Origin of the sequence: Enterobacter sp. RHBSTW-00975 (assembly GCF_013615235.1) — a bacterium.
GTDB classification, from domain to species: domain Bacteria; phylum Pseudomonadota; class Gammaproteobacteria; order Enterobacterales; family Enterobacteriaceae; genus Enterobacter; species Enterobacter ludwigii.
Genome location: NZ_CP055883.1, coordinates 2,683,792 through 2,707,772 on the forward strand (window position 1 = coordinate 2,683,792; position 23,981 = coordinate 2,707,772).

The window sequence follows — 23,981 nt, forward strand, 5'->3', positions numbered from 1 at the left end:
ACGGCTGTCCTTGCGGTTATGGGCATGAGAAACGGGGAAGCTGGAACGGGTTACGAATACTGTTTGGCGCAAATTCCAGCGTAACCTGATGTCCGTCTACGTTGAAGGTCGCCTGGCGACTCAGACTTCCCGCCCCCGGGCTGGTACGCGCTTTATCGAAAAAGCGGTTCAGCGCCCAGGAACCGTTAGTCACCAGCGTAGCCGTGCTGCCGTTAGCCAGACCCAGCTGCATACGCACCTGGTTGGTCCCGCCCGGCCCCGGCCAGTTCATGATCTGCACAGCCTGTGGACCGTGGCTGTAGCGCAGCAGTTGACCGTCAACATCCAGCGTCAGGTTAAGGATCGTGTTATCCATTCTGACGGTGCGCACCGTCACTTTGTAAGATGGCGTGGTGGCACCGTTAGCAAAGAAAGCATCGCGAATGGACTGCGCCTGCTGGAACGGTCTCAGGAGCCCTTCACTTCCCGGCAGCGTTTTTCCATCAATGCCCGGCATAAAGCGCCAGTTCGCCTGCGTGGTATCGACTTTATTGGTCAGGTTGTCACGAAAGAAGGTGTCCATCAGCCCGGTACCTGGCGCAAACATGCGCGCGAGATCGTCCGGCGTGACCTCCGTACTGGCGCTGCGCACCAGCGGGTAACGGCCAGCGATTGCCTGACGGCAGAAACCGCCGACTTCGACGTTAATCCGCTTACGCACGTTTTCGAGGTCGCGACGCTGGGTATCACTGCTGGCCCCCACCGCCATATTGCTGAACATGGTTTGCAGACCGCCCGGCAGACGACCGGCACTGGCCTGCAGACGGCTAATCGCCTCGCCTCCCGGAGCAGGCATGCCGCTGTTGGCCGCGTCCTGAACGGCAGTCAGGTAGCGGTAAAGTTCATCGACCTGCTTGAGAAAATCATCAAAGACGATGGTCTTCCCGCCCTTCTCCAGCGGCTGCGCCAGCTCAATCATTGGAGCATAGTGATCGGTTACCAGCTGTTCAGGTGCCTGAGTGACCACCGCGGCCTGCGTCGGGGCATTGTCATTATTACTGAATAACGCTTCGAGCGTGCGGGTGGCACGGTTGCTTTGCGCTTGCGCTTTACCGGCATCGTCCGGGGCTGGCGCATTACGTGAAAGCGTCAGGACCTGGCTCAGGTTCAGCACCAGACGGCGCAGCGGCGAGTTTGCCCCGGAGAGCAGACGCGCGGTATTGATGCGCTGGGAGAGATCGGCGCTGTTATTAAGCTGAATGTCGGCGAGGAAGCGATCCCAGTTGGCGATAAAGTCGCGCATGTAGAGCTGGCGCACGGCGTTATCGATCTGCTGTTTATCTTCCTGGGCTGAGGTCGCCCCCAGCACCCACGCATCGTCTTCATGCAGGGCAGTGGTGACACTGTCAATCTGGCCGTTGAAGCTTTTCCAGTAACCGTCCGGGGTATAAAGACCTGGTACGCCTTCACTCACCGGCTTGCCGCTTTTGCGTGAAAACACCAGCTCGCTCTGCGGACCGCCCAGGTCGGAGAGCGATACCGGTTTCAGGTTTTCATCATGCTCCAGCAGACGCTTCAGACGACCATACACCCGGGTGGAAAGTGGCTGCTGGTTGATTAGCGCCCTTTCACGCGCGACCAGGGATTCATCCTGCGCGTACGGCGAGGCCTGAATTTTCGGCTCAAGCAGCTGTGTCAGGTGCCATTCAAGCTGCTGAAGCTGCGCCTGAGTCACGTTCTGCGGCAGGTTGCGCTGCAGATTGAGCATTACCCAGGAGTGCAGGAATTTGCCGTCATAGTGCTTCGGCTGATAGAGCATCTGGTAGGCCTTCAGCGCTTCATAGCTGTATTCCACATCGCTGCCGTTATCGTTGCGCAGCCAGGTGGTGATGTGCATCGCCACGGCAGGGAGCAGCATCTGGTCCAGCGCTTTCTGGTACAGAGACTGCGATGCATCGCTGACGTCATCCCCACGATAGAGCCCCATACGGCGTGAGACAGGCGGATCGTTAACATCAAACGCGTCACTTTTCGGCAGATCGACCAGGCCATTCAGCAAGGGCAGAAGGTCAAACAGATCGCGCTGAGGCTGATTCTGCAGCGCCTTACTCTGCTGATCCAGCAGCGGCACCTTTGCGTCCACCTCTTCCAGATAAGCCTTGTTCCTGGCATAGCTGGTCAGCCACAGTCCACCAAGGATCACCAGCAGGGCCAGCAGCGCCGCATAGCCGGACCAAATGACGGCGCGGTTACGCAGTTCCCACCAGCGGTTTTCCCCGGCGATGCCGGCTTCCTGGAAAATGACGTTTTGCAGCAGGTTCTTGATGAAGAAGCTCTGCCCTTTCGCCCCCGGAATCGGAGCCTCTTTGCTGACGGAGTCCCAGCGATTTCCCTCTTCACCTTCCGGCAAGGAGAGCGCACGGTTAAGTTCGCCCATCACCCGGTCAAACGGCATACCTTCCTGGGTACCACTGGCGAAATAGATCCCGCGCGGGGAAAATTCGGTTTCAAAGTTAGAGCGGGCAAAGACCGTGCTCAGGTAGTCAGCCAGCAGCGGACGCAGTGCGGCAAACTCCTGCGGGAAGAGATACGCTTCCGCGCGCGCTTTTACGTCATGCTCCTGCAGCAGGGTTTCCGGCAGTCCGGCATCCAGGCGCTGCTGTAAGAGGGAAAATTCCTGCTGGAAGTTACCCATCAGGTCGTAATCAGCGTGTTTAGTTTGCTCCCACGGCAGCGTGAAGCCCCAGATCTGGTCGCGCTGCGCTTTGTCGTAATCGGCAAACCAGGCACGGAAGCCTTTAAGCAGGTCAGCTTTGGTCACCATGACATACACCGGGAAGCGAATACCCAGCTGCTCATGCAGCTCAGAGAGACGCTGGCGCAGGTTGACCGCCTGCTGGCGTGACGCTTCAGGCGAGAGCGTCAGCAGGTCAGAAATGCTGATGGTAATAATCACACCGTTGATCGGCTGGCGACGGCGATACTTACGCAGTAACCCCATAAACTCAAGCCATTCACCGGCGTCCTGAACCTGTTCGCTCTCCTGGGTGGTATAGCGACCCGCGGTGTCCAGCAGTACGGCCTCGTTGGTGAACCACCAGTCGCAGTTACGCGTGCCGCCGATCCCGCGCAGCGCGGTCTTACCGAAACGGTCGGCCAGCGGGAATTGCAGCCCGGAGTTGACCAGCGCCGTGGTTTTACCGCTGCCCGGCGCGCCGATGATGACGTACCACGGCAGTTGATACAAATATTGCGTGCTAAAGCGCTGCGTCCACTGGGCACCCTGTCCCGCTTTGCTGAAGTGCGCTTTTTTCAGCATCTGTGCGGCTTCGTCAAAACGGCTGGCGAGGATCTGCTCCTCGCTGTTCAGTCGCTTCTGCGGATCCGCTGCTTCCGGGCTGGTGGTGTTCTCATTGAGTTTGTCCATCAGCTTGCGGTTCAGCCAGGCATTGTACAGCCGCGGCAGAATGTGGCCCTGCGCCCAGAGCAGATAAACCACCGCAATACTGATGATGCGGTTCTGTTCAGATTCGAGCGGTCGGGTGTCCACGATGGACAACAATGGGCCAATCATCCAGATAACCGCCGCAAGCGCAGTGACGCCCAGGAAGCTCCACAGAATGCGATTGGTCAAAATGGAAAGAAGAGTAGTCAGCATCCTTAGTTTCCTTGCGGCAATCCGTTCAGCTCAGCCTGGGTATTTTCAGGCGACACCAGCAGAGTAATTTCCACCCGGCGGTTACGGGCACGGTTTTCCGGCGTATTGTTAGGTGCCACTGGATTAATCTCGCCGCGGCCTTCCGCTTTCACACGTTCAGGTTGAGAGAGGCTTCCCTGCAGCATTTTCTGAACTGACCGGGCACGTTCCAGCGACAGTTCATAGTTAGAGGCAAAGCGCGCGCTGCGAATTGGCACGTTGTCGCTGTAGCCCACCACCAGAATTTTACCGCTGACGTTATTCATGGCCTGTGCAATACGGTTTATTACCGGCTCATAACGGTCGCGTACCACGGTTGAGGCGGAAGCAAACAGGCCGTCCCCTTTCAGGATCACCACGCTACGGTCCGCTTCATCTTTTACCGCAACCAGACCGGCTTCAATTTCCGGCTTCAGGAAACCACGCAGGTTCAGCACCGCAGGCAGCTGGCGGGCAGGTTGCTGGATAGTCGTTTCGGGAAGCTGTGACTGATAAATTTTTGCTAATACCGGGTTGGTGCTATCGCCAAGCCGCCAGTTAAGCACGATATAGAACAGGCAGGCGATAAACCCGGCCAGCGCCACGCAGGCCCACAGAGGTACCATGGGTCGCCATAGCTTGCGCAGTACCGGACGATCTTCCGGATGCGGAGAGAGCTGTGGCGGGTAACTGCCACGCACGCCACGAATCATCTGCCACAGCCGTTGTTTGATGGTTTCAAGCTGGGTGCGGCCATTATCCAGCACCCGATAGCGCCCCTCGAAGCCGAGCAGCAGGCAGTAGTTGATCATCTCCAGCAGCAGAATATGTTCGCGCGGGTTTTGCGACAGACGCGCCAGCAGCTGGAAGAACTTTTCGCCGCCCCAGGTTTCATTATGAAACGTCACCAGCAGACCATTGCTGGACCAGACGCCGCTACTGCCCCAGGGGGTAAGCGCGGCGGCCTCATCAAGTGCCGTACAGAGGCAGTAACGTGCCCCGACGATCACCTCATAGGCCAGACCGGCCTGCTGACAGCGCACTTCGAACCGGCGGATCTCATCGATCAGGCGCTGGCGCAACGCCACCTGATCGTCATGTGATACCGAATGACGGATTTGCGGAATCGCATTGAGCAGCGGATTGGCGGCCGCCACCAGCTGATTGTTGCTACTGGCTCCGGTAAACGCGGCATCACTGCCGGTATCCTGTCGTTCCTGCATATTAAGCGCTCGCTTTATTATTCAGTCGGGCTACGGATGGCCCAAAACTCCATATCAAGTCCCGGGAACTCGCCTGCGAGATGCAGGGCGAAAGCGCCGGACTTATCCATCTCGTGCCACAGCTCGCTCCCCTTCTCCAGCTCGAAGTAGCTGTAGCCTGCATGCCAGGGGATCTGCGGCGGTGCGACCGGCATGGCGCGCAGCATAATGCCAGGCAGTTGCAGCTGAACCAGATCGCGAATTTTCGAGACCGGCGCCACTTTCATCTGGGCAGGGAAATGGGTTTGCAGGTGTTCGCCCGGCACGTTGGCTTTGACCGCCAGCACGAAACCGAACTCACGCACCATGCTGGTTTCCGGCACGGTCGCGATGTTCAGACCGTGGGAACGCTCGTTAAGCGGCAGCTGAATGGCATGGTCTTCCATCACCAGAGACAGCCCCTGACGCAGCAGCATCATCAGTTTGCTGAAGCAACCCGCGAGGTCGTCGTGATCGTAAATCGGCAGCACGCTTTCAGCGGTACGCTGAGACGCCCAGGTAGCGAGCTCGGTCGCAAACGGCAGCCAGCTGCGCCAGAGTGTTTCCGGATGCAGCAGCGGAAGCGTTTTTAAATGCGAAACCTCGCCCAGATGACGGTTCACCAGTGAGAGCAGCGTGAATTCAATCAGTTCCGAGGTATTAAAGCGGCCAGGCTGGCGCAGACGACCGCCAATTTGCTGGCTGCGCTGCACCAGTAAGCCGTGCAGATCGTTAATCATGCTGTAGATCTGCGGGCTGTTATTGGCATTCAGCATCGGCGGAATGTAGCTGCTATCGAGACGCACGTGGTTATCGTTGCGTTTCTCGGTCACAAACGCCACGCCGATAGCGGTCCACTCTGCCGTTACATCTTTTTCCAGCATCAGGGTCAGACGCAGACGGCCAAACTGCACGGTGGCATCGCCTACCGACATGGCGTTGTCGTCTTCCACCTCTTGCTCAAAGGCGATGAAGCGCGCCAGCGAGGCCGGCTCTTCACTGAAGATCACCTCTTCTCTCTCTCCACGGCGAACCGGCAGTGCGAGCACCACCTTTTCATTGGTGAGATTGTCAGGGATTTTCAGCGGCACCGGACCATTGCGGCCGTTGCGCACCTGGAAAAAGGTTCCGTCAGGCAGCAGTCCGCTGCAGTAGCTCAGGGCAATGCATCCCTGGCGCAGCATCGCTTCGTCCAGCTCAACGTCGAGAAAGCCCCAAAGGTATGAACGCTGCAGCGCACCCCATTCACGAACGTGGTTGAGCAGATAGCTTTCAGTCCGCTGAAAATGGTGTGGGCGCAGGAACATGCCTTCGGTCCAGACGACCTTTTCTGCTTTCGTCATGATGATGTAATTCCTGTTATGAAGCGCGTTACTGGCTGATGACCCGGATGCCATTCACGTCGAGAAAAACGTTGGCCTGGAGTTCATCCGCTGACCATTTCCAGAACTGGTAGATATGGTTTTCGCCTGGCACAGGCAGAGGGAGTGAAACGCGCCATTTTTTGCCATCCAGCATCTGATATTCCGCCATCACACCAATGTAGCGGGCGTCGGGAGAGCTCTGTCCACTCAGGGTTTTCGAGAGCTGACCCGGCATCAGGAAGAAAACATCGCTGTTCAGCAGATTCGCGCCAAGCGTGGCTGACGCGTTGTTCTGCAGGGAATAGAAGTCGCTGGACATGAAATCCGCATCGGATTTCAGCAACAGCACTCTGACTTTTAGCGGCGCAGATTCATTGATTTGTGGATGAGCCTGAAACTGCAGATTGTAGCGGGAAGGGTCGCTGTGTGAAGACGACGTACAACCACTGACAAGGGCGAAAATCGCCGCGTAAAAGACGGACCACAACCAATGAAAATTTTTATTATTCATAAAAATACGCTCAGGGATGCGGTTTAGTTCAGGATCCAGGTACCGTTAGCGCTGTCTTTGCAGGCTTTGCTGTTACCGTCCACATCAACACAGGTTGCCTTCTTACGCACTTTCGCACGCTGGGCCTGCTTACGGACGGTCGCTTCGTACTGATCGGCTTTGATCACTGCACGCATCGGGACGTAGCCAATCAGCTGATCATTTCCCTCATCGGCAAGCGCCATCCAGTAGTGCTCAACCTGACCCAGGACCACATACGTTTTACCGGTTTCCAGGGTACGGATAACCTTTCCGCCGAAGTCAGGACGGCTCATCAGCGAGGCCGGATACATGGCACGATACGGCTCATTGAGCTGAGTAAACTCTGCTGGAGGTAAAACAGCATGACGGTGGGTTAACGTGACGCCATTGACCTGGCTGGTCACGATCGTGTCGTCGTTGATCACAGGTTTCTGCGGCGCTTTACAGCCCGCCACCGCCATTACAAACAGAAGTGAAAACAGTACGCGCATTTTCATATGCTTTTCCGTAGCGATATTTCGATGATGGAGATAAAGGGGATGAAGTTTGACTTAGGTGCTATTGTTAAAATAGTCAGTATATTTTCGGGGCGTTACTATTTAAGGGCATAGCTACCGCACGAGCCCTTCAGAATAAGGCCCAGCGTCTTCCTGACATATTTTGACAAACGGTAAGCAAGTTTACATGAGCTTGCCACCAATTCAATATTTACCGCTTCATAACTGATGGTTAATGAAGCACTCGAGACATTATAGGATTAATCTGAGAAAAAAATACGATTTAGCTAAAATCGTCTATTCCCCTCAAGCCAAAATCACATATCCATCTGATTTAAAATGAAATTCCACAAAAGAGAATCACTTTCATTAACGCAATAACCCTATCACTGCTACTACCATAATTAGTAGAATCTGGCTTTATGGGGGGCAAAGAAAATATATCCAATATGAATTATTTGTTGCATTATCGAGGTAACTTTCAATTTCAGCCAGACCTGTCTCAATATATGAAATTGTTTCAGGGAAACTGAGAAAAGTTAATTTTACACCTCAAAATAAGTTTGTCTTTTAATCTCCCTTTCGGATTTAATCTGGTAATTTTCCGATATTAACAATTAAGCACAGCTACATATTCCTGGTTAAAGCGACGATTAATTTGCACCGATTCCTCCTGCCTGCAGGGGTCTTCGTCGCCCTGCCCTTCAGCCACCTTCATCTGAAATTTAACGCTGACTTCATCATCGCTTCGCTTTCGCCATAGCGCAGAGTGAACAGGTGATAGATAAGATTTATTATAAAAATGATAAAATTTCGTTATAATTTCTTTAAATGTTTACGCCGATTAGCTTGTAAGTCACTGTAAAATATAGCCATTCAATTCAATGCATTTAACTTTGCTCTAGCCTCTGGTAACAGACGCCATCATTGTTTTCGCTTATTGGCAAACCCGGTGGTTTATAGACGCAGGTGATGTCATGACCGCACAAGTCAGGAGTTGGTATGAATAAGAAAAGACGCTCAGTTCCCGGTATCAGGCACTATGACGGCCCAGCCGGTGGCTGGGGGGCGTTAAAGGCGACGGCCATTGCGGTACGTACCCAAATGGATACGCTGGATGCCCCCGCAACTCTGCTGCGCACAAACCAGCCTGACGGTTTTGACTGCCCTGGCTGTGCGTGGCCCGATAAAGAACACAAATCCACGTTCCAGTTCTGTGAGAACGGGGCGAAAGCCGTCACCTGGGAAGCCACCAATAAACGCGTCACCACGGATTTTCTCGCCAAAAACAGCGTGTCCTCGCTGCTGGCTAAATCTGATTTTGAGCTGGAAGGTTACGGTCGTCTCACCCATCCCCTGCGCTATGACCGGGCAAGTGATACCTTCCAGCCAGTGGAATGGAACGACGCTTTCCAGCGTATCGGTGAGGTGCTGCGCGGTCTTGAGCCTGACCAGGTCGAATTTTATACCTCCGGCAGAGCCTCGAACGAAGCAGCGTATCTGTTCCAGCTGTTCGCCCGCGAGTACGGTACCAATAACTTCCCCGACTGCTCGAATATGTGCCATGAAGCCACCAGCGTCGGTTTACCCCGTTCCATTGGTATCGGGAAAGGGACCGTCTCACTTGATGACTTCGATAAAACGGAGCTGGTTATCTCCATTGGTCATAACCCTGGGACCAACCATCCGCGGATGATGGGCACGCTGCATGAGCTGGCTCGCCGCAACGTACCGATTATCGTCTTTAATCCCCTGCGCGAGCGCGCGCTGGAACGTTTCGCGGATCCGCAAAGCGTTATTGAGATGGCAACCTACAGCTCTACCGATATCGCCTCCACCTATTTCCAGGTGAAAGCCGGGGGCGATGCCGCTGCGTTAAAAGGGATCGCAAAACACCTGCTGGAGATGGAGAGCGAACGCGGAAACGTGCTCGATCGCGCCTTTATTGCTGAACACACCCAGGGCGTTGAGGCGTTTACTGCGGATATTGCGCAAACCGACTGGGAGGCCATTGAGCGTGAATCCGGGTTGAGCCGGGCAGCGCTCAAATCCGTGGCCGAGGCCTACGCAAAATCGAATGCCACCATCATCACCTACGGGATGGGCATCACCCAGCATAATAAAGGCACCGCGAATGTCCGCCTGATCGCTGATCTGCTGCTGCTGCGCGGTAACATTGGCAAACCCGGCGCGGGGATATGCCCACTGCGCGGCCACTCGAACGTTCAGGGTAACCGCACCGTGGGTATAAGCGAGAAACCGACACCGGCATTTCTCAACCGCCTGAAGGAGGTATTCGGTTTTGAGCCCCCTGCTCACCACGGCCATGATGCGGTGCAGGCAACGCAGGCCATGATCGACGGACGTGCAAAAGCGCTGATCTGTCTGGGGGGAAATTTTGCGGTGGCGATGCCCGATCACGAGAACGGTTTTCCGGCAATGAATACGCTGGATTTGAGCGTTCACATCGGTACCAAGCTCAACCGCACCCATTTGCTGGTGGGGAAAGAGACCTTTATTTTGCCGTGCCTCGGTCGTACCGAGCTGGATGTCCAGGCCACCGGACGCCAGTCCATTACCGTGGAGGACTCGATGTCGATGGTGCATGCCTCTTCCGGTAAGCTGAAACCCGCCTCTCCGCGCCTGCGCGCTGAGCCGGCCATTGTCGCCGGAATGGCGCAAGCCACCCTTCGGGAGACCCGCGTAGACTGGATGACGCTGGTTGAGGATTATGACCGTATCCGCAACCTGATTGAGCAGACCATTCCGGGCTTCGAGAATTACAATGAACGGATCCGCATTCCTGGTGGTTTTCGCATGCCGCTGCCGCCCACAGAACGTATCTGGCCAACGGCGACGGGCAAAGCGATGTTTTCGGTTTTCGACGGCGTCAATGAGAACGCCAGTGGTGAAGGCGATAATGTGCTGCGCCTGATCACGCTGCGCAGCCACGACCAGTACAACACCACCATTTACGCCCTTGATGACCGCTACCGCGGCGTCTTTGGCCGTCGCGATGTGCTGTTTATGAATGAAGACGATATGGCGCAGTCAGGCCTGGAGCATGGCGATCGCGTGGATATCGAAACCGCCCTGCCGGGGAGCGTTCAGCGTCTGGAAGACATTACCGTTGTGGCCTACAGCATTGCGCCGGGTTCCGTCGGAGCTTACTACCCGGAGGCCAACGTACTGGTTCCGCTTGATTATCTGGATAAGGACAGCGGTACGCCGTCTTATAAATCGGTTCCGGTCCGCCTCATCCTGCGTTCGAAAGAGATCCGCGTGCTGTAAGGCTTTCCGCGCAGAGAAATACGATGGATATAAAACAGTTAAAGTACTTAATCGCACTCGATCAGACCCGGCATTTTGGTAAAGCAGCCTCGCAGTGCAACATCACCCAGCCGACCCTCTCCATGCGTATTCGCAGCCTGGAAGAGGAGCTGGGGCTGGTGCTGATTACTCGCGGGCAACGTTTTGAAGGCTTTACGCCCGAAGGCGAACGCATTCTGGCATGGGCGCGCGCGGTACTGGCCGCTCACGACGGCCTGCAGGCCGAAGCCTCGCTGTGCAAAGGGCAAGTGGTGGGTGAATTGCGTCTGGGAATGGTGCCACTGGCCAGCGTGGATCCGATGATCTTTATCCGCCAGCTGACGCAAAAATACCCGGAGCTGACCTACAGCCTCTACTCAATGTCCTCGCAACAAATTGCCGACGGCGTCAGCCGGAATCAGCTTGAACTGGGGATTTGCTACCTGAACAGTATCGACACCCGTCCGTTTGACATTATCCAGCTGCCAAAAACCGAAATGGGATTGCTGCACGATATCCGCCACTTCCAGCTGGATCAGGAGACGCTGACCTGGCAGGAACTGATGGCATTTCCGCTGGGGTTTCTGACCAAGGGGATGCATTATCGCGAGCATATGGAGGTGAGCTTTAAATCTGCCGGCATTAATCCCGAGTCTGTCTTTGAAAGCGATTCCACGTTCCAGATCATTCAGGCGGTACAAAGCGGCGTGTGCTGTGCCGTGATGCCGCTGAACAACGGGCTGGAGAACCTGAACAGCCACTTCCGGATAACCCCCATAACCGACTCGAACATCGAAGCCCCGATCGGCCTGATCATGCGGCGACAGGCCCCCGTCTCCTCACTGGCACTGCGCTGTTTCACCGACGCGCAGGCGCTTTATCTTGCAGAGAACAACGGCATTGAGTGAGGTGATAACGCGTCAGTCGAGCAACACCGAATAAGACTGACGCGTCACCACACTGAACCCGCAGATCAGCACCGCCTTGCAAACGTCCCGGTATTGCGGGGCATTCACCAGCGTGTTCAGCGCATCACGGAGAGCGTTAAGCGTTTCAGGGGATGTGTTGTGCGCGGTAATCAGCGGTAACCCGGGTGTCAGGGGAGTACTGTCGATCGCCACCAGCCCGTCGAGCAACGCCGGTTCATGACGCTGCAGTAGCGCGTACGTCACGCAGTCGATAGCGGCGATATCGCCCTTACCCTCTTTTAGATCAATTAGCGACTGGCGATGGCTGCCGCTAAAGGTCGTCCGGGCAAAATAATGGCCATCGGGTGCAAGTGGCGCCACTTTTTTTCGCAGCGCGTGATAACCGGACTGCGAATCCGCAGAATTGCATACCGCCCATCGGCCGCGAAAATCAGCCAGTGTCCGGGAGCGCTTCTGGGCGCGCGTCACCAGAAGGCTACGGTAATAAAACGCTTCGCAGCCCGGCGCCTGGTAGTGAAAACAGCCCACGACCTGTACGTCCGGCAATTGCGTCATCAGCGGGTAGCCGCAGGTCTGGCTGAGGACAAGCCCGGGCTGCTGCCAGTGGGCCAGCAGAGAATCATCGGGTACGCCTTCGCTCACCGGCACGCCGCGTTCGGCAAGCAGGTGCTGTACCGCTCGCCAGAGGGCATCCGTGTCGGCGCGATTGATGGCATACATCGGAAACGCCAGCGGGTTACTCATGACTTCCCTCGTGTTGACGCCCTGGATGAGCGGTGACGTTGACCGCCCGCCCCCAAAACTGTCGCATCCATTCACTATAACCCCTGACCACAAAACCGTGGTTACGCCGCTGGTACGCCGCCCGGTTTTGCAGATAGACGCTTTTTAGCCCATACCACGGAACACCCGGTAAATCGTGATGGACTGAATGGTAGTTAAGATTTAAAAACAGCACCCGCCAGAACAGCCCTGCTTCGTTGATGACAGAACGCGCCAGCGGATCATCCGCCGCGCGATGTTCATAAAAGGAGCGCACTTTAGTCAGCGCCAGCGCCGGATAACTTACCGCCAGCACAAACCAGACGGGCGAGAAACCGTTGTGCATCATCCAGGCAAACAGCGCTGCCAGCAACGACGCGTGGACGAGCCACATTGCCATTGCGCGCAGGTGAAGATGGCGAAACGCCGTCACGGCGCTGGCCAGCGTCTGCAGGATATCCAGCAGCGGTGCCAGCAACAGCCGGCCGCAGAAGGTATTCCGTGCATGGATCACGCGCTTGTGCCAGGGCGAAAAGCGTGCCCAGCTCTCCTCGGTAAAATAGTACGACTCCGGGTCATCCACCGGGATCGTCAGGCTATCGTGGCGATGATGGGCAAGATGAGAGTCTCGGTACAGATCATACGGATACCACACCGCCAGCGGAAGCGTGCCAAACAGCGCGTTAAGCCAGGCAAAGCGCGTGGGATGGCCGTGGATCAGTTCATGCTGGAGTGACATATACCAGGTGGTAAATCCGATGAGCAGCAGCGTGGCGGGCAGCAATCCCAGCGTTTTCCAGTACGCCAGCGTGGCAAACCAGCCACTGTAAAGGGTGATGATAACGATCCACGTGGGCAGTTCGCTTCGCCACAAAAACCCCGAGGCGAGGTGATGAATTTGATCGCGTTGTTGCGGATGTAAATAGAGGGAGCTTCGTTTACCCATGCCTTCAGACGCCGTTTCGCCAGAGAGAATGCCCTGACGATCGGGGAAAACGCCTGAAATAACAAAGAACTTATATCGCTTTGCTTTGCCAGAAACGCGGGCAGCGCGAGATCTCCCTCTCGTTCGTAGCTTGACTTATTTTGCAATAAAGGTACTTTTCAGGACATGAAGAAGATCCTGATTATCGTCCCTGACGGCGGCATGCTGTTTGAAGCCGCCGGTATCGCAGACATTCTGATGCAGGCGAACCGGCTGCATCCGGAAGGCCTAGCCCATCCCTGTTACCGCATTATCATCGCCACCACCCAGCCTCACCAGGTGATCCACGGCCAGTCCGGCCTCAATCTGCTGGCGGATTATCGCCTGCCGGAGCTGGATCCGCGTGAACCGCTTGATACGATTATTATCACCGGCCGCGGAATGAACGAGCAGGAGAGCACGGCGGTGGTGGACTGGCTGCACCTGGCTGCGCCACACGCGCGGCGGATAGCCTCCATCTGCGGCGGCGCGATGCTGCTGGCCCAGACTGGCCTGCTTGATGGACGCCGGGCGACCACCCACTGGCGGCTGCTGGAGACCCTGCAAACCCAGTACCCGGCCATCCATGTGGAAGGTGGCCCGCTGTATATTCAGGACGGTCCCATCTGGACCTCCGGTGGGGTTAGCTCCGGGTTTGATTTGACCCTGGCGCTGGTGGAAGACGATTACGGTTTTACCCTCGCTCGCGAGGTGGCGCAGGATATGGTGATGTATCTGCGCCGCCCCGGCGGGCAGCTGCAGTTCAGTCGCTATAATCTTCAGCAGCCCGGCACCTCCGGCCCGATAAGCGACCTGCAAACCTGGATCCTGGAGAACCTGACCGCTGACCTGTGCGTGGAAAATCTGGCGCAAAAAGCGGCGATGAGCCCACGCAATTTCACCCGCGTGTTCACCCGTGAAACAGGCGCCTCTCCGGCGCGTTATGTCACCGAAGCACGCCTTGCCGCCGCCCGGCAACTGCTTGAACAGACTAGCTACCCTCTCGAACGCATTGCTGAGCAGAGCGGGTTTGGCAGCAGCATCAATTTGCGTCGCGTCTTTGAGAAACAACTCCACCTCACGCCTGGCGAGTATCGTCAGCGCTTCCACTGTCGCAAAATGGCATAATGTGATCCTTTTTTGTCGTTTACGCCATCCGGCCTGACGCCTACAGTGACTCCAGACAACAGAGATAAGGAGTGCATTATGGTTAAGGTCGGTATTAACGGTTTCGGCCGTATCGGACGTAATTTCCTGCGCGCGGCGCTGGGTAACCCGGATGTGCAGATTGTGGCAATTAACGATCTGACGGACAGCAAAACCCTCGCCCATCTGCTCAAACATGATTCCCTTCTCGGCACGCTGCCGGCTCCCGTTGAAGCCGCGGACGGTGCGCTGCAGGTCGATGGCCAGCGGATCGTCGTCTTTAGCGAACGCGATCCGGCGAATATCGCGTGGCGTGACGCCGGCGTTGACGTGGTTATTGAAGCCACTGGCTTCTTTACGGAGCGGGAAAAAGCAGCCGTGCATATCACGCACGGTGGGGCTAAGCGCGTCATCATCTCCGCCCCTGGCAAAAACGATGACCTGACGGTGGTCATGGGCGTCAACCATGAACAGTACGATCCGGCTCAGCATTACGTAGTGAGTAACGGCAGTTGTACGACCAATGGTCTGGCCCCCGCCGCTCAGGTTTTGCATCAGCAGTTCGGTATTGAGCATGGCCTGATGAACACCACGCACGCTTATACCAACAGTCAGGCACTGCACGATCAGCCAGAGAAGGATCTGCGCGGTGCACGTGCGGCAGCGCTGTCGATTGTGCCTTACTCCAGCGGTGCGGCGAAAGCGCTGGGGAAAGTGATCCCCTCACTTGACGGTAAACTGACCGGGTATTCCCTGCGCGTGCCGGTTCCGGTGGTGTCGATTGTGGATTTGACGGTAACCCTGAGCCGTAACGTTACCGCCGAGGAGGTGAATGACGCCTTCCGGAAAGCCGCTGCCAGTGGCCCCCTGAAAGGCATTCTGGGTTACAGCGATGAACCGCTGGTTTCCAGTGATTATCAGGGCGACCCGCGCTCGTCAATTATCGACGGGCTCTCCACCCTCGTGATTGGCGGCAAAATGGTGAAGATCCTGGCGTGGTATGACAACGAATGGGGATTCTCAAACCGTCTGGTGGATCTGGCGGTGCTGATGGATAAGAAAGGGTTGTAACCTTCCCCCCGTTCCCACTCTGAGTGGGTGTCGCTGCCCGGTAGCCTTTCGCTGACCGGGCACGCGTTCGTCACTCTGCTTTGACTTTCACGCCCATAAACACAATTACCATGGCCGTCACCAGCAGGAAACCGCTGCCCGCGAAGACGCCGCTGGCACCGTTGAGGTCGAATACCGCCCCGCCCACTGCCGCACCGGCGCTTATCGCCAGCTGGATAGAGGCCACCAGCAAACCACCCGCACTTTCGGCTTCATCCGGCACGGTGGTGGCAAGCCACGTTGACCAGCCCACCGGTACCAGACCAAACGCAAAGCCCCACAGCGCGACCAGTAACCCGTCCAGCATCGCCAGATGACCAAACGCCACCATGGTGAGAGCAAGCACGCCCATCGCGAACGGTACCAGTGCCAGCGTCAGGCGCAGATTACGCGCCAGCAGATGCCCGGCGACGGAGGTGCCGATGAAGTTGGCAATCCCAAAGCCCAGCAGGATCAGCGAGATGCTCTCCACGCTCGCCTGCCCCACCGTTTCAAGGAACGGACGCAGGTAGGTAAAGAAGGCAAAGTGGCCGCTGAAGATAAGAATGGTCGCCAGCATGCCGCCAATCATCCCCGGACGACGCAGCACGCGGAACAGCGTACTCAGGCTGCCGCTGCTTTCCGGCTTCATGGACGGCAGTACCCAGAGCTGCCACAGCAGCGCCAGCATGCTCGGCAGAATGCAGAGAATAAAGACGTTACGCCAGCCAATCAGGCTACCCAGATAGCTTCCCAGCGGCGCCGCCACCACCGTCGCAATCGAGACGCTGGAGAAGATCACCGCCAGCGCTTTCGGCACTTTATCGGCGGGCACCAGGCGCATCGCCGTGGCGGTCGACATCGCCCAGAATCCCCCGATCGCCACACCCAGCAACAGCCGGCCCATCAGCAGGACGTGCAGCGTGGGCGCAAAAGCCACCAGCAGGCTGGAGATGATCTGCAGCACCGAGAAGAACATCAATACCCAGCGACGGTCGATATTTTTGGTGGCCGGCGTGATGAGCAACCCGGTGACCAGCGCCACCAGCGCCGTGGCCGTCACCGCTTGTCCGGCCATCCCCTCGGACACCCCCAGGCTCGCGGCCATCGGCGTCAGCAAACTGGCGGGCAGGAATTCTGCTGTGATCAGGCCGAATACGCCAAGCCCCAGTGAGTAGACGGCTCGCCAGGCGGGTTTTGCAGGCGTGACCGCCTCTCTCGCCACGACACATGAATTCATCTGTTGTTCTCCCGTTATAAAAATGTGACAACTGTCGCAAAAGCATAGTGGGTTCACCCTGGACGATCTATGACATATAATCTCCACTTATTGATTATTCGTCCGGAGTTGCGTCATGACCGCTCAGTCACCCGATTTGATCAGCGAACTTTTGCACGGCATGCGCCTGTCGGGCGTGAAATACCGTCGGATTGAGGCCAGCGCGCCGTTTGGCGTGGCGTTTCACCAGGCGCCCGGCAAAGCCCAGTTCCATTTTGTCAGCCACGGCAGCGCCCTTTTGCGTATGGAGAGTGGCGCCACCTTCACGCTGAATGGCGGCGACGCCCTTTTTATCCCGAACGGCAACGCCCATGCCCTGCTCTCTGACGAGCACGCCAGCATTACCCCGGTCAGTGCATTCCCCAGCGAGCCTATCTGCGGTTCGGTCTGCGCGATCACCTGTGAGCCGTGTCCGGAAAGCGAGAACACCATCATCTTCAGTGGATGCATGGATTTTGAACTGGGTGGGATGCAGCCGCTGATCAAGGCGATGCCGGAAGTGATGATGGTGAGCCGGCTGATGTCCACATGGCCGGAAATTCATCCGCTGCTGGCAGCGATGGAGCGGGAATCAATGACCCGCCAGGCCGGATTCGCCGGGATCCTCGCGCGACTTGCCGACGTGGTGGCCGCGTTGATCGTGCGTGGCTGGGTTGAAGGAGGCTGCGGCAAAGCTACCGGCTGGGTGCAGGTATTGCGCGACCCGCGTTTGAGCCGGGCCATTTACGCCATGCATCAGCAGCCAGGCCTGAACTGGAGCGTGGCGGATCTGGCGAAAGAAGCGGGCACTTCCCGCTCCGTGTTTGCTGAACGTTTTCTGGCGGCCACGGGAACCACACCGGCAAAATATCTCAGCGAACTGAGGATGCGGCTGGCCATTCAGTACATCCGCCACGAAAATCAGCCCATTGAAACCGTCGCGTTGCGTCTGGGGTACGGTTCACTGGCCGCGTTCAGTCGGGCATTTAAGCGCATTATTGGGCATGCGCCGGGCACGTTGCGCGAGACCAACCAGACCCCGGAAGAGGTCTGAGCCAGGCGTTAGCGATACGTATTTTTTGCCAGTCGCCTTTCGCGATTTAATTATGGGGCGTGCTAAGGGAGCACCTTGCGCTATTACGGAATAAAAGAGCATTCCGCGCATATTATTATCGCGCCATGATTTGCGCCCATTGATTAAATTAAAAGCAATATAATTATTTATCATAAAAAAGAATTATCTTTCATCGAGATAGCAAATTCTCCCAATCCCTTCCGGCGCATAACCAGACGGTAAATTGTCTGGTTATGCGCAAAATGGGATATTCGACACGCGAAGCGGCCAATATTCGTCTAAGGTTTTCAGGTGATTGATAACAGCGGCAACGCTGCTCAGCGAATACAGGAGATGAACCGATGATAAGACCTCGTACACTACGCCCTGCTCTTTTGCACCTGGCTTTGGGCGGCGCGTTACTCGGTGTGACAACATGGGGTTATGCGGAAGAACAACTTACCACCCAGACAAGCTCCCCCGATATTTTACTTGGTCCTCTCTTTAATGATGTGCAAAGTGCCAAACTGTTTCCCGATCAAAAGACCTTTGCTGACGCCGTGCCGAAAAGCGATCCGCTGATGATTCTGGCGGATTATCGTATGCAGCGCACCCAGTCTGGCTTCGATCTGAAGCACTTTGTGGAAATGAACTTTACGCTGCCAGCGGAGGGTGAAAAATACGTCCCGCCTGCCGGGCAAAGTTTACGCGCGCACATTGATGACCTCTGGCCCGTACTGACCCGCACCACCGATAAAGCGAGTAATAAGTGGGATTCCCTTCTGCCGCTGCCTAAACCCTATGTCGTGCCTGGTGGACGTTTTCGCGAGGTCTACTACTGGGACAGTTATTTCACCATGTTAGGGCTGGCTGAGAGTGGCCACTGGGACAAAATCAGCGATATGGTGGACAACTTCGCTTACGAGCTGGACAGCTGGGGACATATCCCGAACGGCAACCGCAGCTACTACCTGAGCCGCTCCCAGCCTCCGTTCTTCGCGCTGATGGTCGAGTTGCTGGCGACCCATGACAGCGATGCGCTGAAAAAATACCGTCCGCAAATGGAGAAAGAGTACGCCTACTGGATGGAGGGGGCCGATACGCTGCAGGCCGGACAAGCCAACAAACGTGTGGTGAAGCTGGACGATGGCTCAGTGCTCAACCGCTACTGGGATGACCGCGATACGCCGCGTCCTGAATCCTGGCTCGACGATATAACCACCGCTAAAAGCAATCCTAACCGACCGGCCACGGAGATCTACCGCGATTTACGCTCAGCGGCCGCCTCGGGGTGGGACTTTAGCTCCCGCTGGATGGACGATCCGCAAAAACTGGGCACGATCCGCACCACCAGCATTGTGCCTGTCGATCTTAACGCCCTGATGTTTAAGATGGAAAAATTGCTGGCCAGGGCAAGCCAGGCATCCGGCGATACCTCCGCTGCCAGCAAGTATGACGCGCTGGCGACCGCGCGTCAGAAAGCGATTGAGAGCCATCTGTGGAATGATAAAGAGGGCTGGTACGCGGATTACGATCTTAAGAGCAAAAAGGTGCGTAATCAGCTTACGGCAGCCGCACTTTATCCGCTCTATGTGAAGGCGGCTTCGCAGGATCGCGCTGATAAGGTCGCTGCAGCAGCATCGTCACGCCTGCTCAAACCGGGCGGCATTTCCACCACCACCATCAACAGCGGCCAGCAGTGGGATGCACCTAATGGCTGGGCACCGCTGCAATGGGTCGCGACGGAAGGGTTGCAGAATTACGGGCAGGATAAGGTGGCAATGGATGTGACCTGGCGCTTCCTGAAAAATGTTCAGCATACCTATGACCGCGAACAGAAGCTGGTAGAGAAGTATGACGTTTCGAGTACCGGTACAGGGGGCGGCGGCGGTGAATATCCGCTGCAGGATGGCTTCGGCTGGAGCAACGGCGTGACGCTGAAAATGCTGGATCTGGTCTGTCCGAAAGAGAAACCGTGCGACAGCGTGCCGGAGAATCAGCCGGCGGCAAACGATGCTGTCGCACCGGCGAAAAGTACGGCGCAATAAAGCGGCCTCATTCCCTCACCCTCTCCCGCCAGGAGAGGGTGAATGGGCCGTCTTACGGGGTTTAACAGGGCATCAGAAGCTGTAGCTCGCGCCTAACTGATAGGTTCGGTCACGTCCAATCCAGCAGTTGGTCGCATCGTAACAGGTCAACGTCTCTTTATTGGTGATGTTCTGCGCGCTCGCTTTCAGGGTCAGCCCTTCAAGCGAAGGCAGAATTTCGCCCATCCGATAGGATGCCGCCAGATCGTACTGCGTGGTGCCACCGAGTTTACCCGCGTCGTTCGCCGGTGAAATCTCCATCGGCCCGGTGTAGCGCGCCCCGGCCCCCAGCATCAATCCTTTCAGTGGCGTATTCTCAAAGGTGTAATCCCCCCACAGGTTGAATGCATTTTCCGGCACCTGTGTAGGGCGTTTGCCCTGATACTTATCGTCCTGCGTATTGATGGCGTGAGTGTATGCGTAGTTGGCAATCAGGTTCAGATTGTCTGTCGGACGGCCAATCACAGACAACTCCGCCCCTTTAGACTCCACTTCGCCGGTCTGACGATAGTTCAGGAAGCCGGGATCGGAAGTGACGACATTCTTCTGGCGAATACTAAACACCGAGGCGGTAAAGGTGGTGGCGTACTCTGCCAGCAGATATTTCACCCCGCCCTCCACCTGCTTGCTGGTGGTCGGCTTGACCTCTTTCGCCGTCAGGGTTCCCTGCGGCGAGACCGGGGCAAACCCTTCTGAATAGCTGATAAACGGAGAGAGACCGTTGTCGAAGGCGTAGAGCGCGCCCAGTCGTTTGGTAACGCGATCCTGCGATACCCACGCCTTGTCGCCGTTATGCAGATAATCGGTGGTGACGGAGCGATAATCATCATAGCGCAGGCTGCCCAACAGATTTAAGCCGCCAAACTCCACCTGATCCTGCAGGTAATACCCATTCTGCTGATAGCTCAGACGGTTTTTCTGCGCGGTATACAGCCCCAGCGCATCCTCATGGACCTGTGAATAGTCCGGATTGCGCATATCAATCCCCGGTGTTGTCGAGGCATAGCGGTAGTGGAAGTGGGAATTCAGCTTCTGGTAGTCAAACCCGGCCAGCAGATGGTGTTTCCACTCACCCAGCGCAACGGTTTTGGTCACCTGATTATCAATGTTGAAGCTCCGGAGATCTTCATCCGTGGTGTAGGCAAAGCGGTTAAGCTGATTGACTTCACTGCCCGGCCCGGTTGCATAAATACTGCGCTGGTGGGTATCGATGTCAAAATAGCGTGCCTTCTGGTTAAAGCCCCAGCCGCTGTCAAACTCATGTTCAAAGCTGTAACCCAGCATCCACTGGCGCTGTTTAAACCCGCTCCATTCGTCGCCGGCATAATCCCGCTTGCCCGCATATTTCGAACGCAGCCAGGCGAGCGGCAGCGGGTTAGACGGCGTCAGGCTTGGGGAGTTTTGCGCCAGCGCATCAAGGGTGAGACGCGTTTTGTTGTCCGGTTGCCAGGTGACAGACGGCGCAACCAGGTAGTTTTCATACCGGGAGGTGTGCGGCTGATCGTCACTTTCCGTCGCTTTCCCCAGCAGACGGTAGTTCCAGTCGCTATCGGCAATTTGCCCGGTCGAATCCAGATACCCCTCTTTCAGGTTACGGTTGCCGGTGTTAAAACCCAGTTCGGTCCGTGCGGCCTGTTGCGGTTTTTTACTCTGAATATTCACCAGCCCACCCGGCGAGGCACCGCCGTACAGTACCGATGAGGGACCTTTGAGAATATCAACGCTTTCAACCAACAGCGGATCGATACGGGCTTTGGTATTGCCGGTGACGTTATAGGGTAACTGCAGCCCGTTGTAGAACTCCTGATCGACGGTAAATCCGCGAATTTTATATTCGCTCATGTAGGAGGTGTTTCCGCGCACCTCGGTCGACACACCCGGTGCATAGCGCAGGATCTCATTCACGGAGTTCGCGTGACGCTTATCGATTTCCTGTGCCGACAGGGTATTGATCACCTGCGGGGTTTTACTCTCGGCAACGGCTGATTTGGTTGCGCTGTTCGTCCAGTCGGGCAGTACGCTGCCCTGCTCTGAGCCCGTAACTACGATGGTTGATTCTTCGGCAAACGCCTGTACCTGCAATGCCAGCGTCACGGCTCCTGCCAACGCGCATAACGTGAAACGAGAGGGGTTCATAAAGTCGTCTTGTGATTAAGTGTAATCAGGAACGACAATTATTATCATTTCGATTAGCAAATCAATATGCACGTAAAAAAACGGCCCTCCTTGAGAGCCGTTTTAGTGAAGTTATGCCCGTCGCAGTAACCTGAAAATGCCCAGCACCACAATGGCACCCACGACAGCCACCAGGAAACTGTGCAGGTCAAAACCGCTGATGCTGCCACCAAAGCCAAACATCGTCGCCAGCCAGCCGCCTACAACCGCCCCCACGACACCGAGCACACACGTCAGTATGAAGCCGCCGCCATCATTTCCCGGCATGATAAGTTTAGCGATAGCGCCAGCAATTAGACCAAAGATAATCCAGGCGATAATACCCATAGCGATGCCCTCTTGCAGGTTTAATGCATGCGCAGAAAACCTTCTGCGCAGGTAACTTAAGTATAGGTCATCCCTGGAAAACTAATTTCATCTCACCGACTTATCTTCTCTGCAATCTGAAAAAAACTCATCGGTTTGTATTAAGTTTCATTGTGCAGTGCCGATAACGCAAAGACAGTCTGTCATCTATCAAGGAGCCATCCGGCGTGAGTAATTACAGTGAGCAGTTCCTCAAGCAAAATCCGCTGGCTGTATTAGGGGTATTGCGTGACCTGCAAAAAGGTGAAGTGCCGCTGCGCATCAGCTGGTCAAACAATCAGTTCATCAGCAAGATCCTCGACGTCTCGCAGGAGCGACTGGTTATCGATCTGGGCAGTCAGGAGTATGAAAACCGCGCCGCACTGAAAGCAGAGAAACTCGCGGTGATGGCAGAGACCCACGGTGCAAAAGTGGAATTTGTGCTCCCGCGCCTTGAGATGAGCGAATACCAGGGTCTTCCCGCGTTTGTCACACCGCTGCCTGCCAACCTGTGGTTTGTGCAGCGCCGGGAATATTTCCGCATCAGCGCCCCCCTTCACCCAGCCTATTTTTGTAAGGCTAAAATGCCGGACAAAAAAGAGCTCCGCTTCCGCCTCTTCGACCTGTCGCTGGGCGGTATGGGCGCGCTGATGGATACGCCGAAACCTGACGGACTGGTCGAAGGCATGCGATTCTCGCAAATTGAACTGGATATGGCCGGCTGGGGACGGTTTTATTTTGATGCCCAGTTGATTGCCATCAGCGAGCGTAAGGTGGTGGACAGCAAAAACGAAACGATTACCACGCCACGTTTGAGTTTCCGCTTCCTGAACGTCGGACCCGGTTCAGAGCGCGAACTGCAGCGCATTATCTTTGCACTGGAGCGCGAAGCACGGGAACGTGCGAATAAAGTTCTGTGAGGAAAACGGGCAGCGTGACCGCCGCCCGCCTGCGGCATTACATGGCATCCATCGCTTTCTGTACTTTCCAGATGTAACGCGGAGCCTGTGGTGCCGGATGATTTTTCGCCACATGTTCAACGAATTCATCTTTGTCCATGCCGTTAATCTCTTCTATCGCCTCTTTACGGTCAGAGGAGAAGGTTCGCAACAGCGCCCCGGCCCCGTTGACGTAAGAGACCACCAGCGCGTATTGCATCACTTCCGGGTCGTCGATGCCCTTCAGTACGCCATGCTCCAGAATGCTGAGATAGGCTGTCCCCATGGAGATATTACGCTCCGGGTTCTTCAGCTCGCTGGTCGACGGCTGACCGCTCCAGCCCATGTAGCGGTAGACCTCTTTACCTGCGGTAGACGCTTTAAGCTGCATCAGCCCCACTGCGTTTGATTTGCTGACAAGCGTGGGATTACCGCCGGATTCAACGGCAATGATTGCGGTGATAAGACGCGGACTGACGCCCCATGCCTTCCCGGCTTGCTCGCTGATCGGCATCCACTGCATGGCCCGTTTCACCGGCACTTCCGGGTTCCAGGGCGGATTTTGATAGTCATGTCTGGAACTACAGCCCGCAAGCAACACAATCAAAAAAGCAAACCATTTCAATTTCACGTCAT

General features: G+C 56.1%; 18 protein-coding genes. 7 read left to right on the forward strand and 11 right to left on the reverse strand.

Annotation, left to right across the window (positions count from 1 at the left end):
- Positions 1-16: 16 nt before the first annotated feature.
- Genes tssM through HV340_RS12890 form a run of 5 tightly spaced genes read right to left on the reverse strand, consistent with a single transcriptional unit; the run spans position 17 to position 7,289 of the window.
- A complete protein-coding gene (gene tssM / locus HV340_RS12870) occupies positions 17-3,637 on the reverse strand; it encodes a type VI secretion system membrane subunit TssM (RefSeq protein ID WP_181216013.1) in 3,621 nt (1,206 codons plus the stop codon).
- A gap of 2 nt (positions 3,638-3,639) precedes the next feature.
- Positions 3,640-4,878, reverse strand: coding sequence for a DotU family type VI secretion system protein (locus HV340_RS12875; protein ID WP_014170554.1), 1,239 nt, complete (start codon positions 4,876-4,878; stop codon positions 3,640-3,642).
- 17 nt (positions 4,879-4,895) lie between these two features.
- Positions 4,896-6,239 (reverse strand): type VI secretion system baseplate subunit TssK, encoded by a 1,344-nt coding sequence (tssK, locus tag HV340_RS12880; protein WP_020883454.1) that lies wholly within the window; start codon positions 6,237-6,239, stop codon positions 4,896-4,898.
- A gap of 28 nt (positions 6,240-6,267) precedes the next feature.
- Positions 6,268-6,771, reverse strand: a complete 504-nt coding sequence (gene tssJ / locus HV340_RS12885) for a type VI secretion system lipoprotein TssJ (protein WP_014170556.1) — start codon at positions 6,769-6,771, stop codon at positions 6,268-6,270.
- Positions 6,772-6,794: 23 nt separating this feature from the next.
- Positions 6,795-7,289 carry a hypothetical protein gene (locus HV340_RS12890; RefSeq protein ID WP_014170557.1) on the reverse strand — a complete coding sequence of 165 codons (495 nt, stop codon included), beginning with the start codon at positions 7,287-7,289 and terminating at the stop codon, positions 6,795-6,797.
- A gap of 1,002 nt (positions 7,290-8,291) precedes the next feature.
- On the opposite strand from HV340_RS12890, the gene HV340_RS12895 reads away from it, so the two are divergent.
- Positions 8,292-10,580, forward strand: coding sequence for an FdhF/YdeP family oxidoreductase (locus HV340_RS12895; RefSeq protein WP_181216014.1), 2,289 nt, complete (start codon positions 8,292-8,294; stop codon positions 10,578-10,580).
- A 23-nt stretch (positions 10,581-10,603) separates the two neighbouring features.
- The gene (locus HV340_RS12900) at positions 10,604-11,506 is read left to right on the forward strand and encodes a LysR family transcriptional regulator (protein WP_020883452.1); all 903 of its coding nucleotides are present in this window, start codon (positions 10,604-10,606) and stop codon (positions 11,504-11,506) included.
- A 12-nt stretch (positions 11,507-11,518) separates the two neighbouring features.
- On the opposite strand, the gene HV340_RS12905 is transcribed toward HV340_RS12900, so the two are convergent.
- Positions 11,519-12,271, reverse strand: a complete 753-nt coding sequence (locus HV340_RS12905; RefSeq protein WP_181216015.1) for a PhnD/SsuA/transferrin family substrate-binding protein — start codon at positions 12,269-12,271, stop codon at positions 11,519-11,521.
- Positions 12,264-13,235, reverse strand: a complete 972-nt coding sequence (locus HV340_RS12910) for a fatty acid desaturase (protein ID WP_181216016.1) — start codon at positions 13,233-13,235, stop codon at positions 12,264-12,266. Before HV340_RS12910 ends, HV340_RS12905 begins: the two co-directional genes overlap by 8 nt.
- 165 nt (positions 13,236-13,400) lie before the next feature.
- Between HV340_RS12910 and HV340_RS12915 the strand changes: the two genes are divergently transcribed.
- Positions 13,401-14,381 (forward strand): helix-turn-helix domain-containing protein, encoded by a 981-nt coding sequence (locus tag HV340_RS12915; RefSeq protein ID WP_059305786.1) that lies wholly within the window; start codon positions 13,401-13,403, stop codon positions 14,379-14,381.
- Between the two features lie 78 nt (positions 14,382-14,459).
- Complete coding sequence (gene gap, locus HV340_RS12920; protein WP_020883448.1) at positions 14,460-15,470, forward strand: type I glyceraldehyde-3-phosphate dehydrogenase; 1,011 nt, start codon at positions 14,460-14,462, stop codon at positions 15,468-15,470.
- Positions 15,471-15,540: 70 nt separating this feature from the next.
- Here the strand turns inward: gap and HV340_RS12925 are convergent, their stop codons facing one another.
- A complete protein-coding gene (locus tag HV340_RS12925) occupies positions 15,541-16,728 on the reverse strand; it encodes an MFS transporter (RefSeq protein ID WP_032678410.1) in 1,188 nt (395 codons plus the stop codon).
- 115 nt (positions 16,729-16,843) lie between these two features.
- Here HV340_RS12925 and HV340_RS12930 point away from each other — a divergent pair, with 115 nt between their 5' ends.
- Together HV340_RS12930 and HV340_RS12935 are read left to right on the forward strand one after the other, a co-directional pair.
- Positions 16,844-17,800, forward strand: coding sequence for an AraC family transcriptional regulator (locus HV340_RS12930; RefSeq protein ID WP_063924848.1), 957 nt, complete (start codon positions 16,844-16,846; stop codon positions 17,798-17,800).
- 362 nt (positions 17,801-18,162) lie between these two features.
- Positions 18,163-19,848: an alpha,alpha-trehalase gene (locus HV340_RS12935; protein WP_050736973.1), complete on the forward strand. Its 1,686-nt coding sequence runs from the start codon at positions 18,163-18,165 to the stop codon at positions 19,846-19,848.
- A gap of 72 nt (positions 19,849-19,920) precedes the next feature.
- On the opposite strand, the gene HV340_RS12940 is transcribed toward HV340_RS12935, so the two are convergent.
- Complete coding sequence (locus tag HV340_RS12940; protein WP_063924847.1) at positions 19,921-22,023, reverse strand: TonB-dependent siderophore receptor; 2,103 nt, start codon at positions 22,021-22,023, stop codon at positions 19,921-19,923.
- Between the two features lie 111 nt (positions 22,024-22,134).
- Positions 22,135-22,389 (reverse strand): GlsB/YeaQ/YmgE family stress response membrane protein, encoded by a 255-nt coding sequence (locus HV340_RS12945; protein ID WP_010432765.1) that lies wholly within the window; start codon positions 22,387-22,389, stop codon positions 22,135-22,137.
- A gap of 206 nt (positions 22,390-22,595) precedes the next feature.
- Between HV340_RS12945 and HV340_RS12950 the strand changes: the two genes are divergently transcribed.
- Positions 22,596-23,327 (forward strand): flagellar brake protein, encoded by a 732-nt coding sequence (locus tag HV340_RS12950; RefSeq protein WP_020883443.1) that lies wholly within the window; start codon positions 22,596-22,598, stop codon positions 23,325-23,327.
- Positions 23,328-23,364: 37 nt separating this feature from the next.
- Here the strand turns inward: HV340_RS12950 and emtA are convergent, their stop codons facing one another.
- Complete coding sequence (emtA, locus tag HV340_RS12955; RefSeq protein ID WP_063924846.1) at positions 23,365-23,976, reverse strand: membrane-bound lytic murein transglycosylase EmtA; 612 nt, start codon at positions 23,974-23,976, stop codon at positions 23,365-23,367.
- Positions 23,977-23,981 lie beyond the last annotated feature (5 nt).